Here is a 15,308-nt window from a genome sequence, read left to right on the forward strand (position 1 = left end):
TCAGCCGGTTCGTGGGGCACCGTCGACGAACATCGCGCTCAGCGACGCGATGACCCGCTCGGCGGCCGGGGAGGTCGACCGGTCGGGAATGGTGACGATGCCGAGGGTGCGGTCGACCTCGGGGGAGACGAGCGGAGTGGAGGCGAGATCGGCGAACGCCATCAGGGGCAGCACGGTCGCCGGAGCTGCCGCGACGCCCAGGCCCGCAGCGACCAGGCCGGCGATGACCGCGATGTTCTGGGCCTCGATCGTGTCGGCGGGCCGGGCGTCCAGTGCCTCGAGGGTCGCATCGGTGAGGATGCGCAGGCTCGAGGACGGCCCGAACATCACCAGCGTCTCCTCCGCCAGCTCGCGCCACGTCACGGCGTCGCCCTCGGCGAAGCGGTGACCACGCGGGTGCACGGCGTGGAACCGGTCGGACAGCAGCGGGGAGAAGGCGGTGCCGGCGGGAAGGTCGGCGTCGCCCGCGATCGCCAGGTCCGCGCGCCCGGCGACCAGGTCCTCGATCGCATCGTGGGCGAGGACGTCGTGGATGTCGATCGTGACGTCGGGGGCGTCCTCGCGCAGCCGCGCGACGAGGGAGGGCAGCAGGGTCGCCGCCACCGAGGGCAGCGCCGAGACCCGGACCACCCCTCCCGCGCCGTCGCGGAACAGGGCGAACTCCCGCATGCCCCGCTCGTAGTCGGCGACCAGGCCCGTGGCGATCCGGACGAACTCGCGTCCGGCCGGGGTGGGCTCGACGGAGCGCGTCGTGCGATCGAACAGCCGGATGCCCAGACGCCGCTCGGCGTCGTTCACGGCGCGACTCAGCGCGCTCTGCGAGAGGTGCGCCCGCTCCGCGGCCATCGTGAAACTCCGCTGCCGGGCGACGTCCAGCACCAGGCGGAGGGTGCGCAGGTCGAGGTCGAGGGGGACGAGCATCCGAACATTATCCCGATGGGCGCATCAATCAATGTGTATTGAGGCGTGCAGAGAAAGTGCACAGTGCATACGGTGACGGTCGTCATAGCGCCGGACGTGACCGGCGCCACCAGGCAGAGGCGACGCCCGGCGCCGCCGAGAGAGTGAGAGATGACCTCCGTTCCCGTCACCCCGGCCCCGTCGTCGGACGACTTCCGTCCCCTGGCGCACGTCCGCGTGCTCGACTTCACCCGCGTGCTCGCGGGCCCGTACGCCACGATGTCACTCGCGGAGTTGGGCGCCGACGTCATCAAGGTCGAGATGCCCGGAGCCGGGGACGAGACCCGGGCCTGGGGCCCGCCGTTCGTCGGCGACTCCAGCGCCTACTTCCACGCCGTCAACCGCGGCAAGCGGAGCATCGCGCTCGATCTCACGACCGCGGAGGGGCGCCGTACGGTCGACCGCCTGCTCGCGACGGCCGACGTCGTCGTCGAGAACTTCCGGCCCGGGGTGGCCGAGCGGCTGGGGCTCGCCGCGGACGACGTCCTGGCTGCCCATCCTCGGTTGGTCTACGCCTCCATCACCGGCTTCGGCCGTACCGGCCCCCTGGCGTCCGACGCGGGGACCGAGGTCATCGTGGAAGCCGCCTCCGGTCTGATGAGCGTCACCGGTGTCCCCGGCGGCGAGCCGGTGCGCTTCGGGGTGGCCATGGTCGACCTGGCGACCGGACTGACCATGATCAACGGGGTGCTCGCGGCGTTGCTCGAGCGGGGACGCACCGGCCGCGGTCGCCGGATCGACGTGTCGCTGTACGCCACCGCGGTCAGCGCGCTCGGCACGGTGATCGCATCGTCGTCGGCCGGCGGGGGTGCGCCGCGCCCGTGGGGGAGCGCGCACGCCTCGATCGTCCCCTACCGGGCGTTCCGGGCCGGCGACGGTCATGTCGTCCTCGGCGCGACCAACGACGCGATGTTCCAGCGGCTGATCACCGCGCTGGACCTGGCTGCCCCGCTGGGGGGTCCACAGTGGCGCACCAACGCTGACCGGGTCACCGGTCGCGACCGGGTCGAGCGTGTCGTCCAGGAGGCGGTCGGCCGGTTCACGGTCGAGGAGGTCGTGGGCCGGCTGCGCCGGCACGGGGTCCTCGTCGCGCCGGTCCTCGATCCCGATCAGGCGGCTCGCAGCGAGCAGGCCCGGGCGCTCGGGCTGACCACGGAGCACGACGGCGTGGTGATGACGCGCGGCCCGCTGGCCGTGGGCGGCGCCGATCGACTCGGCCCGGCGCCGGCCCTCGGTCAGCACACCGACGAGATCCTCGCCGAGCTCGAGGCCGATCTCGAAGCTCAGCATGGACGCGACGACTACCAGGAGGTGGCGAGATGAGCGCGACAGGACGTGCGGCGGTGCTGCGTGGCTTCGGCCAGGACTTCACCGTCGAGACCTTCCCCCGGCCGCGGGCCGATGCCGGGGGGCTCGTCGTCGAGATCGAGACGGCGACGGTCTGCGGGTCCGACGTCCACGCCTGGAAGGGACAGCTGTCCCTCGACGTGTCCCTGCCGATGATCCTCGGGCACGAGATGGCCGGGCGCATCGTCGAGCTCGGCGACGGCGCCGATGTCGACAGCGTGGGGCAGCCCCTCGCGGTCGGCGATCGGGTCGTCTGGGCCCACGCATCGTGCGGGCGGTGCCACGAGTGCACCGTGGAGCAGACGCCGGTCCTGTGCTCGCATCGCTACATCGGCTATCTCAACGACTGCTCCGTGCCGCCGCACTTCACGGGGACCTTCGCCGAGTACGGCGTCGTCCGCCCCGACGCGGGGCGGGTGCGGATCCCCGACGGCGTCGACTCCGCCTGGGCGTCGGCGGGGAGCTGCGCGCTGCGGACGGTCGTCAAGGCCCTCGACCTGGCCGGCTCGGTCGACCGCGACGACACCGTCGTCGTCCAGGGTGCCGGGCCGCTCGGACTCTTCGCGACGGCCCTGTTGTCGCTCAACGGCCCGCGCCGCCTCGTGGTGGTGGGCGGTCCCCGGGACCGCCTCGACCTCGCCGCCGAGTGGGGAGCCACGCACACCGTCCTCGTCGACCCGAGTGCGGACCCCGCCGGGCGCATCGACGAGGTCATGTCGATCACCGGCCGCGGCGCCTCCGTCGCGTTCGAGCTCGCCGGCGCGCCGGGAGTCGTCGGCGAGGGCGTGCGGATGATGGCGCGCAACGGCCGGTACGTCCTGCTGGGCACGCTGGGCGGCGCTCCGCAACCGGTCGACGTCGCAGCGATCGTGACGCGCGGCCTCCGGGTCACCGGCTCGATGAGCGGCGCGATCGGCGACTACCACCGGGCGATGCTCGCGCTCGACCGCTACCAGGACCGCTTCGACTGGAACCGGATGCTCGGCTCCACCTACGACCTCGACACCCTCGGCGACGCGATGGAGGCGATGGTCGCGATGACCGAGATCAAGCCGATCGTCCGTCCCGCCGGCCGCTGACCAGAGAAGAAGGAGCCTCCCATGGCCGTAACCGACCGCGCCGACCTCGACAGCCTGCGCCCCGCACTCGACGACCACAGCACCGCCCTGCCCGGGTCCTTCGGCCTGGACGTCGCCGGCGAGGAGCGCGAGCCGCAACGCTGGCACGACGACGTGGACCCCGCGACGGGTGGCCGTCTCGCCACCGTCGCCAGTGCCACCGGCGACGAGATCGCGGACGCCGTCGCGGCGGCCCGCACCGCGGCGCCGGCCTGGGCGGCGCGACCGCCCGGCGAACGCGGCGCCCTGCTGCGACGACTCGCCGACCTGGTGCGTCGCGACCACGAGGTGCTCGCCCGGCTGGAGACCCGGGACACGGGCAAGCCGTTGGCGCAGGGGCGCGCCGACATCACCGCGGCCGCCCGCTACTTCGAGTTCTACGGATCGGTGGTGGAGGGCTTCCTCGGCGACGCGATCCCGCTCGGTGCCGGGTCGCTGGCCGTGGTGGAGCACGTCCCGCACGGCGTCACCGGGCACGTGGTCCCGTGGAACTACCCGGCGCAGATCACGGCGCGGTCGGTCGGCGCCGCTCTGGCGGCCGGCAACGCGACGGTCGTCAAGCCCGCCGACGAGGCCCCGCTGGTCGCGCTGGCCTACGCCCGACTCGCACGCGAGGCCGGCTTCCCCGCGGGTGTCGTGAACGTGCTGCCGGGAGGCGCCGAGGCCGGCGCCGCGCTCACCGCCCACCCTGACGTCGACCACGTGTCGTTCACCGGCTCGGTCGTCACCGGCCGCTCGGTCGCCCGTGCCTGCGCGGATCGAGGGCGCCCCGCCCTGCTGGAGCTCGGCGGGAAGTCCGCCCACCTCGTGCTGGAGGGCGCCGATGTCGACCGCGCGGCGCCCGTGATCGCCCGCGCACTCCTGCTCCACGCGGGCCAGACCTGCACCGCCGGCACCCGCGTCGTCGTCCACGCGTCGCTGCATCGCCGACTGGTCGACGCCCTCGCGCCGTACTTCACCGAGGCGACGCTCGGTCCGGGGCTGACCGACCCGACCGTCGGCCCGGTCGTCTCGGGGGCGCAGGCCGACCGGGTCGCCGGCTTCCTGGAGCGGGCCGCCGCGCAGGGCGCGATGATCGCCGCCGAGGCGAAGCCGCCCGCCGAGGAGCTCGGTGGCTTCTTCGTGCCGCCGGTCCTCTTCGACGAGGTCGGCCAGGACACCGAGCTGTTCGCCGAGGAGGTCTTCGGACCGCTCCTGGCCGTCACGCCGGTGGACTCGGACGCGGCGGCGATCGCGGCCGCGCACAACAGCCGGTACGGGCTCACCGCGGCGGTGTGGTGCCAGGACGTCGACCGGGCGCTCCGGGCCGCGCGGACGCTCGACGTCGGACAGACCTATGTCAACGGCTATGCGCCCGGCGGCGGCGTCGAGCTCCCGTTCGGCGGGACCCGGGACAGCGGCTACGGACGGGAGAAGGGCGTCGAGGCGCTGCGCGAGTACTCCCGGCCCCGCACGCTCTTCGTCGACATCGCGGGCGCGTGAGCACCCCTCATCGATCCACGGAAGGAATGGTCATGTCACAGGGAGGCGCCGCGGCTTCGCGGGAGCCGGAGGCGGGTCTCGTAGAGGTGTGGGGCGACACCGTCAACGAGACCCACGTGAAGATCTCGGTTCTGCTGGGGGCGGGACTCGCCGTGCCGACGTTCCTCGTCGCACGCGAGGTGCTGTCCGCGACCATGGAGAACCAGGACCTCGCCAAGACCTACGCCATGCTCGCGGGCCTGTTCGCCTGTCTCGTCGCGGCGATCGTGTCGGCACGCCTGTTCGAGCCCAAGCGGATCGTCAGCGAGCAGACCCTCGACCGCGAGCAGCAGATCGAGGCCGCGCTCGACCTCGCGCGCCAGCCGCTCGGGATGGGGCGGCTGTCCGATCTCGACGCAGCCGGCCGCGAGGAGCTGCGCCGTCTCGGCCTCGACGAGGTGTTCGAGGAGGCCGAGCGCCGTCTCGCCGCGCAGGCCGCGCCGGACGGGCCGCAGGTCGACGCTGTTGAGCCGGGAGCGGCACGGTGAGCGCGGAGCTGCTCGACGGCATCACGGCCGCACTGCTCGCCGGCCTCGCCGGCGCGGTCATCTTCTCCCTCCTCGGTCTCGTCTCGGGCACCGACGAGACGGCGACCCTCGCCCCGCTGACGCTCGCGGTGGTCCTGCTCGGCGTGCCCCCGGCCGGCGTACTGACGTTCTTCATCGCCGGCGCGGCAGCCAAGCACATGACCCACGCCGTGCCGACGACCCTGCTGGGCATCCCGGGCGACACCATGGCGATCGCCCTGATGGAGGAGGCGAACGCGCTACGGCGTCTCGGCGTGCCGCACATCGCGCTGCGCAAGATGGTCTCGGCCGCCGTGCTGTCCGCCCTGATCGCGATCCCGGTGTCGGTGCTCGCCGCCAGCGCGCTCGCGACGATCGCCGACGACATCAAGCAGGTCATCCCGTACCTCTTCCCGGTCATCGCGATCGCGATCGCCTATCTGTCCAAGGGCCGCTGGGCGTCGGTGATCGCCCTCGTGCCCTTGACCGCGATGATCACGGGCCTGAACACGTTCGTCGCCGCCGAGACCGGCAAGACGCTGGCGATCAGCTTCTTCGTGGGACTCGCCGTCGGACCGATGATCGTCGATCTGGTCGGCCTGGCCTCGCCGCTGAGCCGAGCGTCCCTGCTGCGCGATCGCCGGCCCACGTTCTGGCTGGCGCCCGAGGACGGGGGCGATGGCTCCGCCGCGGCCGCGCCGCGCAACCCGCTCCGCGTGCTGTCCCGCTCCGAGGCGACGACGACCGCGGCCGCGGCGGGTGTCACCAGCCTGACCTTCGTCGTCAGCCCGCTCGCGATGGCGATCCTGGTCGGCGACATCGTCGGCGCTCGCGTCAAGCACGCCTACCAGCGGCTCACCCGGGTGATCTCGGTACGCAACGGCGTGACCGACTCGACGTACCTGGCGGAGACGCTGATCCCGCTCGTGGCCGTCGGCCTGCCGCTCAGTCCGATCGCCGCCGGGGCCGCGGCCCCGCTGTTCAACGCCCCGCCCGTCTTCACGGTCGGCGGGGACGGCGTCGAGCTCCACAACCTGCACACGCTCCTCAGCCCCACACAGTTCCTGGTGTACGGCCTGATCGGCGTTCTCGCCGCCGCGCTGATCGCGTACCCGCTGACGGTGACCTATGCCCGCCGTGCGGCGCTCTTCGTGGCCCGCAACCTCAGCCACGAGGCGGTGGTCGGTGCCTTCGCGGGTCTGGTCCTCGTCGTCGCGATGTACGAGGGCGGCATCTGGGGTGTCGTCGTGATGCTGACCGTCGGCCTGGTCGGTGGTGTCTTGAACAAGGTGATCGGCATGCACGTCGGGGTGCAGTGCATGGCCTACTACGTCTCGGTCCTGACCGTCCCGGTGCTGCTGTGACGGTGCGCGCGGACACCCTCGGACTGCCGGCTCCCTATCCGGGGGCCGGCCTGCCGGCCGAGGTGACGGTGTACGAGGTCGGGGCCCGGGACGGGCTGCAGGCCGAGCAGCGGATCGTCCCGACGACCGCCAAGATCCAGCTGATCCACGACCTGCTGGATGCGGGCCTGCCGGTGGTCGAGGCGACGAGCTTCGTCTCGCCGCGCTGGGTCCCGCAGCTGGCGGACGCGGCCGACGTACTCGCCGGGCTGGGGCCGGACCTGACCCCCCACCCGGTGCTGGTCCCGAACGCCACGGGGCTGCAGCGCGCGCTGGAGGCGTGCGCGCGCTGTGTCGCGGTGTTCGTCAGCGCGACCGAGACCTTCGCCCGCAGCAACCTGAACCGCTCGCTGGAGCAGGCGCTTGCGGCCGCTGTCGAGGTGGCGGCCGAGGCGAGAAGCCACGGACTGCGCGTGCGCGGCTACGTGTCGATGTGCTTCGGCGACCCGTGGGAGGGGCCGGTCGCGCCGGCGCGCGTGGCGGCCGTCTCGCGTGCCCTCGTCGACGCCGGCTGCTACCAGGTGTCGCTGGGCGACACGATCGGCGTCGGGACGGCCGGACAGGTCCGCGCCGTCGTCGACGCCCACGGCGACGCCGGCGTCGTACCTGGGGATCTCGCCCTGCACTTCCACGACACCTACGGGCAGGCCCTCGCGAATGTGTACGCCGGACTGCAGGCGGGTGTCACCTGCTTCGACAGCTCGGTCGCCGGTCTCGGCGGCTGCCCGTTCGCCGGGTCGGCGACCGGCAACCTGGCCACCGAGGACCTGCTGTGGATGCTGGCGGGCCTCGGGATCGAGACGGGGGTCGACCTGATGGCGGTCGTCCGCGCCGGTGCCGTGATGTCGGAGCTCCTCGCGCTGCCACGCAGCCGGGTCGCCGCGGCCCTGCTGGGCTGAGGCCGGCCCGCGCGCCGGGTCGGGGCTCAGAGGTCGGGGCGGTGCTCGCGCAGCTGCCGGACGAACTCCTCGGCATCGACCATAGAGCCGTCGATCACGAACGGATCCAGGCCACGTCGCGGGAACCGGACCGCCCAGCCGGTCTCGCCGGGGCGGCCGGCCATCTCGACCCGGGTCCCCGGCTTGCGCAGGTCGAAGCGGTGCGTGGACTCGCCCTGCTCGACGTAGACGACGCCGCGCACGACGCTGACCTCCACCGGTACGACACGGGTCCGGGCAGCGGCCCAGCCGAGTCCGATCGCGATGAGCACCATCACGACGCCGAACGGCGTGCCGAGCTTGCCGTTGACCAGCGTCAGCAGCGCCACCATGCCGGCCACGATCGCGGTCGCGCCGAGCACCATCGACAGCACCCGGGGATCGCTGCCGTCGCCGGTCAGCCGGTCGCCCGCCGCAGGCTCACCCTCGAAGAGCGAGAGTGAGTCGCCCCCCTGCATCTCGAGGGCGCTGACCTGGGCGCGGGCGCTCTCCAGCTCGGTGGTCAGTCTCGTGACCTCGTCCTGGCTGGCGGCGAGCCGACGGGCCAGATCGTCGCGCTCCAGGCGGAGCGCGACCACCGGGTCGACGTCGGGCCGGGTCATCGGCTCCGGGTCACAGATCCCGACGCCATTGGCGCAGCGCCTCCAGGAAGGTGGGCCCGTCGACCATCCGGGCGTCGATGACGACCGGAGACATGCTGCGGCGCAGGATGAGCACCCGCCACGACTTCGAACCCGGGGTCCCGGTCTGCTCGATCTTGGTGTTGGGGCTGGTCAGGTCGAAGGTGCTGTTGATGTCGCCCTGGGTGACCTTGAGGACACCGGTCTCGTCGATGCTGACGCTGCGCGAGGAGTTGCTGGCCTTGAGGGCGTAGCCGAGCAGGATCGCGGCCACGGCCGTGAGGATGGCGCTGAAGGCGATGTCGTCGGCCAGGGTGCCCTTGATCGCCATCCGACCGACCATCGCGGCCAGGCCGATGGCGCCCAGGATCGCCAGTGGCGCGAGGCTGTCGCTGCCGCGCTTGGCGTGGAACGGGACGCGCTTGCCCCCCGTCGCCGGGGCGACCATCGCGGCCGCGGCTGCCGGGGTGGGCTGGGGAGTGGGCTCGGGCTCCTCTGTCAGAGGCTCGTCGAGGACCGGCTGGACCGCTGTCGCCGGCTCGGGTGCCGACGCAGGGACCTCGGGCTCCGGCTCGGGTTCGGGTGCAAGCGCCTCGGGCTCCGGCTCGGGTTCGGGTGCAAGCGCCTCCGGCTCCGGCTCGGGCTCCGGGGTGGGCTCCGGCTCCGGCGCCAGGGCCTCGGGCTCGGCTGCCGGCGCAAGGGCCTCCGGCTCGACAACCTCCACGTCGAGCAGCGCGACGGCCGGGGCGTCGTCGTCCTCGGCCGCGACGTCGAGCGTCTCGACGTCGTCGAGGAACTCGTCGGTCTCGTCGGTCTCCGCGGGCGTGCTCGCCGTGGCCCGCCACTGCTCCAGCAGTGAGGGGGTCCGCTCGACAGGCGTGTCGAGGACGTCGGCGATCTCCGCAGCCGGCTCGGCCCGGTCGGCCTCGGCGTCGGGCTCGGTGAGCTCCGGCTCGGGTTCCGTCTGGGGCGCGGGGGCGGTCTCGGCGGCCAGCCGGGCGCGGATCTGGGCCATCTGGGCGGCCAGGTCGCCGACCGGCGGGACGTCGGAGGCCGGCTCGGCCTCGACCAGCGCCTCGACGTCCAGTGGCTCCGGCTCGGCCACCACCACCGGCTCCGGTGCCAGGGCCTCGGGCTCCGGCGCCAGCTCGGGCTCCGGCTCGGGCTCCGGCTCGGGCTCCGGCTCCGGCTCGGGCTCCGGCTCGGGCTCCGGCTCGGGCTCCGGCTCGGGCTCCGGCTCCGGCTCCGGCTCCGGCTCGGCGATCATCACTGGCTCGGGCTCGGGCTCCGGCTCGGCGATCATCACTGGCTCGGACTCCGGCTCGGCGATCGCCGCGAACTCCGGCTCCGGCTCAGCCGGCAGGTCGATCAGGGCGGCGACGGCGACGGGCTCCGCGACCGCCGGCGGGTCGGCGTTCATGTCGTCGGTGCTCAGCCGGGCCCGGATCTGGGCCACCTGCTGGGCGAGCGCGGCGGCGTCGGCCAGGGCGCGCTCGCGTTCCCGAGCGAGCTCGGCGGCGCGGGCCTCGGCCTGCTCGCGGGCCCGGGCGTGCTCGAGTGCCCGCTCCTCGGCCTGGACGAGATCCGAGCGCAGGCCCTCGACGGCGCTGGCGTGCGCCTCGGCGGCGAGCTCGAGCTGGTGGCGGGCGTCCTCCTCGGCGACCCGGCGGGCCTCGGAGGCGTCCACCGCGCGGCGCTCGGCGGCCTCGGCGGTCTCGAGGGCGAGCCGCGCCATCTCGGCCTGTTCGAGGGCAGCCTGCTCCGCGGCTCCACGAGCCTGGTGGGCCTCCTGGGCGAGGCGGGCGTGGTCGGCGGCGGCCTGTTCGGCCACCGCCCGCTCCTCGACGGCCTGACGGGCCAGGGCGCCGTGCTCCTGCGCGCTCGCGGCGGCCTGCTCGGCCAGCAGGCGGGCCCGCTCCTCGGCGGCCTCGGCGGCGCGGTGGGCGTCCTGGGCCAGGGCGGCCTGCTGGCGAGCGGCCTCTTCGGCAAGCGCTCGTGCCTGGGCGATCTCCGCGGAACTCCGCTCCGCGGCCTCCCGCTCCTCGAGCATGCGGCGGGCGAACTCGGCGTGCTCGGCGGCGCTGACGGCGGCGGCCTCGGCCATGACGCGAGCCCGCTCCTCGGCGGCGGCGCGCTCCTCGTGGGCCTGGCGGGCCGCGGTGGCGTACGACTCGGCGGCCGTCTCGGCCTCCTGCCGGGCCGCGGCGGCGCTGGTCACGAGTTCGGCCTGCTCCTGGGCGCGGGCCTCGGCGGCCTGGCGGGCCGCGTGCGCCTCGGCGGCGCGTTCGGCCTGCGCGACGGCGTGCCGCTCGGCTTCCTCGCGCTTGGCCGACTCGGCGTCGGCGAGCTCGGCCCGCTCCCTGGCGGCCCGTTCGGCGGCCTCACGGGCGGCGGCCTCGGTGCGGGCGAGCTCCTCGGCCTCGGCTCGCGCCCGGTGCGCCAGAGCGGCGGTCTCGGCCTGCTCCTGGGCCAGCCGGTCCGCCTCGGCGCGGGCCTGGTTGGCGAGCTGGGCGGCCTCCTCGGCGGCCAGCCGCTCGGCGGCCTGCTCGGCGGCGGCGAGCTCGGCGTCGCGTCGCAGCCGGGCGGCGAGCGCGGCGACCACCTCCGCGTTGTCGGGTACGGCGCCGGCGTCGTCCGCGGCCACCCCGCTGGTCTCCGCAGGGGTGACCAGCTCGGCCTCGATCTCGGCGCGGGCGTGCGCCAGGACCTCCTCCGGCCGGCGGGGGGTCTCGGTGCCTTCGGTGAGGTTCGGGATCGGCTCCTCGAGCAGCGGCGGCTCGACGGCCTCCGGCCGCGGCCCGGCCTGCGGCTTCGCGGCCGTGCTCGCGCCGGGGCGTCGTCGTAGCCGGGCCAGACCCTTGGCCTGGGGGACCGGCGTCGGCTCGGAGAACCCCGCGTCGACGGCGGCCGCGATCACGCGCTGGCCGGCCTCCTCGTCGCTCGCCCGCCGCGCGGGCGGGGTCGGCTCGAACGCCCGCACCGGCTCGGGCTCCGGCTCGCCTTCGGACCCGACGACCGCCTCGGGCTCCGGCGACGGGTCGTCCTCGCGGGTGCCGGTGTCCTCGTCGTGCCACACCGCTGCGGTGAGCGGGTCGACGTACTCGGCAGCGGGCGACGCGGCCACCGGCTCGCCGGGCTGATCGGCATCCTCGGCCTCGGCCGCCGGTGCGGTCGCACCGAGCGAGTCGCCGAAGGGTCGCCGGGTGGCGCGGGCGATGATGGCCGACCAGTCGCCCGTCTCGCCCCCGTGGCCTGCCCCGTCGGCCGCGGCCGACGAACCGGGCGTCTCCTCGGCGGCGTCCTCCGCCGGCTCGGAGCGCATCCGCTCCAGCCGGTCGGTCAACGTTCCCCGCAGCGTCGGGTCCTCGGCGGTGGCGCTCGCCCCGGCCTCGAACTCCTGCGGATCGATCTCCGCGAGCGGCCGGCCGAGGGACCGGTCGATGACGCTGGCCCAGTCGGCGGGTATCTCGACGAGGGTGTCCTCGGAGACGTCCCCGAGGTCGTCGGTGACGACGTCGGCGTCCTCGGCCGCGCGCGGCGTGCCGGTGCGGTCGCCGACGCGCGCCACGAGGTCGTCGAAGGTCCCGTCGGCGGGTTCGCTCTCGCCGGCCGGGTCCTCCTCGCTCGGCACCGACGTGTTGCTCCGGCGCAGCAGCTCCTGGATGTCATCGGCGTCGAGCTCGCCGACCACCGGCCCGTCGTCGGTACGACGCCGCAGGAGTCCTCTCCGTCCCCGGCCGCGTCCAGGACGCGACTCAGCGAGCCGGGAGTCCTCGGGACCCGGCTCGCCGTCGGTGACAGAGCTCATGGTGGGTAAATCTACTCACCGGTCGCGGGGTTACGGGCGAGTTCCGGGCGCTGGTACTGGACGTGGGTGTCGGCCGCCGCGTGGCGGAAGCCGAGATCCTCGTAGAGCCGGCGCGCCGGAGTGTTGTCCGCCTCGACGTACAGCAGGACCTCGGCCACGCCGCGCGCCGCGAGGTGGTGCAGACCGGCGAGGGTGAGCACCCGGCCGAGTCCCCGGCCCTGGGCGGTGGGCGAGACGCCGACGACGTACACCTCGCCCAGGGTGGCGTCGTGCTGCTTGGTCCAGTGGAACCCGAGCAGGGAGCCGTGGTCGTCGACGGCGAGGAGCAGGCCGGCCGGCTCGAACCACGGTTCGGCCGTCCGCTCGGCCAGGCCGTCGGCGTCCAGGCCGCCCTGCTCGGGGTGGTGGGCGAAGGCGGCGGCGTTGACCGCGAGCAGCGCGTCGGCGTCGCCGGCCTCGTAGCCGCGGATCCGGACGCCGGTGGGCGGCTCCGCGGACGGCAGCGGTACGGCGGCCGGCCGGCGCATCACCCACAGCTCGCGGGTGCGGGCGAACCCCCAGCGCGCGGCGAGCGCTCCGGCGGCGGGGTGGTCGCCGTGCGACCAGGCGGTGAGCGCCCCCGGCGCGGCGACGGCTCGGGCGCCGAGGCTGGCGCCCAGCCCCTCGCCGCGGGCGGCCGGCGCGACGACGAGGTCGAGCTCGGTGCCGCGACGCAGCGCGAACCCGTCGCCGGTCACCCAGGCCTCGCTGCCGTCGAGCCCGTGGTGCTTGAGCCGGAGGGTCACCGCCTCGTCGACGGGGTCGGTCCCGTCGGCCTCGCGGCTGGCGTCGCGGACCCGGCCGATCGCGTCGAGGGCGGCCGCGTCCGACAGCAGGGGGAGCTCCGAGGTCACCCCTCCGACCGTAGCGGGCGCACCGAGTCGGGTTGCCGCAGGTGTGCCTGGGTCCGCGTCCACTCCTGGATCCGGGTGGCGAGCGCGCGGCCGACCAGGTCGTGCGCGTCCGGGGAGAAGTGGAAGCCGTCGGGGACGGCGTCGTCGCGCACCGGGTACGCCGCCGCGACGATCTCGTTGGTGGGGAAGACGAGCACCTCGTGCTCTCCGCGTGCCTCGACCGCCTCCGCGAGGAGCCGGTTGAGGAGGCGGACGCGGTGCGGCATGCCGGGGAAGAGCTGCTCGCCGTAGGTCCCCGGCAGCGGCGTCTCCATGAGGATCACGAGGGGGCTCTGGATCTCCCGCACCCGCGCGGTGGCGCGCATGATGTCGGCGACCGCGTTGCGGACCCGGCGCTCGCCGTACCGGGGCGGCAGCCGCCGGTCGAGCGCCGTCTGGGCGCGCACCAGGGAGCGCCACAGCGGTCGCAACACCTTGGTCCGGTACGCCGTCGACAGGCGCCGCGGGAGCCAGGTGAACGCGTTGGCGTGGCGCTCGATCCGGTTGGGCCAGAGCAGGTGCAGGGTCTCGTAGTGGCCGACCATGTAGATGACGACGTCGGGGGAGAAGCCGACCACGTCGCGTTCCCAGGTGCGTACGACCGTGGACGTCGGCATCCCGCCGACGGTGACCGAGCGGACCTCGGTCGGCTGTCCCGAGGCGAGCAGCTCGCGCTCGATGACGCGCGGGAACCCGAGGTCGCTGCGCGGCCCGCTCATCGGGCTGGTCCAGCCGGCCGTCGATGCGCCCCGGATGAAGATCCGGGTCGGGAGCCATCCGGTCTCGTTCACGGCACGAACCTTATGGGATGGCGCGAGCGCGTCGCTCGTTCCTCGCGCCGCGCTGCCGCGCACGCCGTTGGCTTGGGCAGGTGGCCCGGTTCGCGTGGCGGCCACACCTCGGCACGACGCGAAGCGCCGCCCTCGTCGGCTCCGGTCGCTCGTTCCTCGCTCCCGCCGCCTTCTCGTGCGGCGTTCCCGCCGTAGCCTCGGGAGTGGGGGCTGGCGCGATCAGACGCCGCGGCTCTCGACCTCGGCCTCGGCCGCGGGAGCGGACGCGGTGTCCTTGGTGGGCAGGACGAACCGGTACCCGACATTGCGCACGGTGCCGATCAGGGTCTCGTTCTCGGGGCCCAGCTTCGCGCGCAGCCGCCGGACGTGGACGTCGACGGTGCGGGTGCCGCCGAAGTAGTCGTAGCCCCACACCTCCTGCAGCAGCTGCTGGCGGCTGAACACCCGGCCGGGGTGCTGGGCGAGGAACTTGAGGAGCTCGAACTCCTTGAAGGTGAGGTCGAGCGTGCGACTGCCGACCTTCGCGGTGTAGGTGGCCTCGTCGACGACGACCTCACCGGAGCGGATCAGGTGGGCGTCGGGGTCCGCGGCGTCGCGGGCCGCGGTGAGCCGGCCGATCGCCAGCCGGATCCGGGCCTCGAGCTCGGCCGGTCCGCAGGTGTGCAGCACGACGTCGTCCATGCCCCAGTCGTGGTGGACGACGGCGAGGCCGCCCTCGGTCACGATGAGGACGACGGGCACGTCGGTGCCCGTCGTGCGGATCAGCCGGCACAGGTCGCGGGCGCCGGCGAGGTCCTGGCGACCGTCGACGAGCAGGAGGTCCGACTCGGGTGCGTCGAGGAGGGCGCTGCCCTCAGCGGGCAGGATCCGCACCTGGTGGCCGAGAAGCGCGAGGCCGGGCAGCACCTCGGCCGAGGGCTGCAGGGCGCTGGTCAACAACAGGAGCGTGCTCATCTGGCCTCCTCGCCGGCACCACCGTCGTGGCGGCACCGAGTCGAGACCGAAACGCACCGTTGGGCCCCGGCCAGTTTTCTGATGAGGGACGATACCGACATACGCCGTCAGTGGGGAAGGGTCGTCGAGGTGAGTGAGACGCAGGTCATCCGAGTCCGGTACTGGGCCGCCGCCCGCGCGGCGGCCGGGATCGCGGAGGAGGAGGTGGCCGTGACCGGCGCCCTGACCCTCGCCGAGCTGCGGGCCGAGGTGGTCGGTCGCCACCCGGGCAGCCGGTTGCCCGACGTCATCGGCATCTGCTCGGTGCTGATCGGCGAGCGTCCCGTCTCCTCGGAGGATCCCGCGGCGGTGCTGGTGCGCCCTGGAGACACCGTCGAGTTCCTCCCGCCGTTCGCCGGAGGGTGAGACCG

Annotated in this window: 13 protein-coding genes; 7 read left to right on the top strand and 6 right to left on the bottom strand. The window is 74.3% G+C overall.

Going from position 1 to position 15,308, the window contains the following annotated elements; all coding sequences use genetic code 11:
- Positions 1 to 921, bottom strand: coding sequence for a LysR family transcriptional regulator (locus tag RB608_RS06860; RefSeq protein WP_308087063.1), 921 nt, complete (start codon positions 919 to 921; stop codon positions 1 to 3).
- Positions 922 to 1,071: 150 nt separating this feature from the next.
- Between RB608_RS06860 and RB608_RS06865 the strand changes: the two genes are divergently transcribed.
- The 6 genes from RB608_RS06865 (at position 1,072) to RB608_RS06890 (ending at position 7,754) form a co-directional block, all read left to right on the top strand.
- Entirely contained in the window at positions 1,072 to 2,283 is a 1,212-nt protein-coding gene (locus tag RB608_RS06865; protein WP_308087064.1) for a CoA transferase, read from the top strand.
- Entirely contained in the window at positions 2,280 to 3,386 is a 1,107-nt protein-coding gene (locus tag RB608_RS06870) for a zinc-binding dehydrogenase (protein WP_308087065.1), read from the top strand. Before RB608_RS06865 ends, RB608_RS06870 begins: the two co-directional genes overlap by 4 nt.
- A gap of 21 nt (positions 3,387 to 3,407) precedes the next feature.
- Positions 3,408 to 4,907, top strand: coding sequence for an aldehyde dehydrogenase family protein (locus tag RB608_RS06875; RefSeq protein WP_308087066.1), 1,500 nt, complete (start codon positions 3,408 to 3,410; stop codon positions 4,905 to 4,907).
- A 116-nt stretch (positions 4,908 to 5,023) separates the two neighbouring features.
- Positions 5,024 to 5,434 (top strand): hypothetical protein, encoded by a 411-nt coding sequence (locus RB608_RS06880; RefSeq protein ID WP_308087067.1) that lies wholly within the window; start codon positions 5,024 to 5,026, stop codon positions 5,432 to 5,434.
- Positions 5,431 to 6,816, top strand: coding sequence for a tripartite tricarboxylate transporter permease (locus RB608_RS06885; protein ID WP_308087068.1), 1,386 nt, complete (start codon positions 5,431 to 5,433; stop codon positions 6,814 to 6,816). The genes RB608_RS06880 and RB608_RS06885 overlap by 4 nt, the downstream gene beginning before the upstream one ends.
- 2 nt (positions 6,817 to 6,818) lie before the next feature.
- Positions 6,819 to 7,754: a hydroxymethylglutaryl-CoA lyase gene (locus RB608_RS06890; protein ID WP_308087069.1), complete on the top strand. Its 936-nt coding sequence runs from the start codon at positions 6,819 to 6,821 to the stop codon at positions 7,752 to 7,754.
- Positions 7,755 to 7,780: 26 nt separating this feature from the next.
- On the opposite strand, the gene RB608_RS06895 is transcribed toward RB608_RS06890, so the two are convergent.
- The 5 genes from RB608_RS06895 to RB608_RS06915 form a co-directional block, all read right to left on the bottom strand.
- Entirely contained in the window at positions 7,781 to 8,395 is a 615-nt protein-coding gene (locus RB608_RS06895; protein ID WP_308087070.1) for a hypothetical protein, read from the bottom strand.
- Between the two features lie 10 nt (positions 8,396 to 8,405).
- On the bottom strand, positions 8,406 to 12,221 hold the full coding sequence (locus RB608_RS06900; RefSeq protein WP_308087071.1) for a hypothetical protein: 3,816 nt from the start codon (positions 12,219 to 12,221) through the stop codon (positions 8,406 to 8,408).
- 11 nt (positions 12,222 to 12,232) lie between these two features.
- Positions 12,233 to 13,114 (bottom strand): mycothiol synthase, encoded by an 882-nt coding sequence (gene mshD / locus RB608_RS06905; protein ID WP_308087072.1) that lies wholly within the window; start codon positions 13,112 to 13,114, stop codon positions 12,233 to 12,235.
- A complete protein-coding gene (locus RB608_RS06910) occupies positions 13,111 to 13,944 on the bottom strand; it encodes an SGNH/GDSL hydrolase family protein (RefSeq protein ID WP_308087073.1) in 834 nt (277 codons plus the stop codon). Before RB608_RS06910 ends, mshD begins: the two co-directional genes overlap by 4 nt.
- A gap of 219 nt (positions 13,945 to 14,163) precedes the next feature.
- Complete coding sequence (locus RB608_RS06915) at positions 14,164 to 14,898, bottom strand: response regulator transcription factor (RefSeq protein WP_308087074.1); 735 nt, start codon at positions 14,896 to 14,898, stop codon at positions 14,164 to 14,166.
- A gap of 129 nt (positions 14,899 to 15,027) precedes the next feature.
- Between RB608_RS06915 and RB608_RS06920 the strand changes: the two genes are divergently transcribed.
- Positions 15,028 to 15,303, top strand: coding sequence for a MoaD/ThiS family protein (locus RB608_RS06920; protein WP_308087075.1), 276 nt, complete (start codon positions 15,028 to 15,030; stop codon positions 15,301 to 15,303).
- The last annotated feature ends 5 nt before the right edge of the window (positions 15,304 to 15,308 follow it).

This window comes from Nocardioides sp. LHD-245 (assembly GCF_030929495.1).
Taxonomy (GTDB): domain Bacteria; phylum Actinomycetota; class Actinomycetes; order Propionibacteriales; family Nocardioidaceae; genus Nocardioides.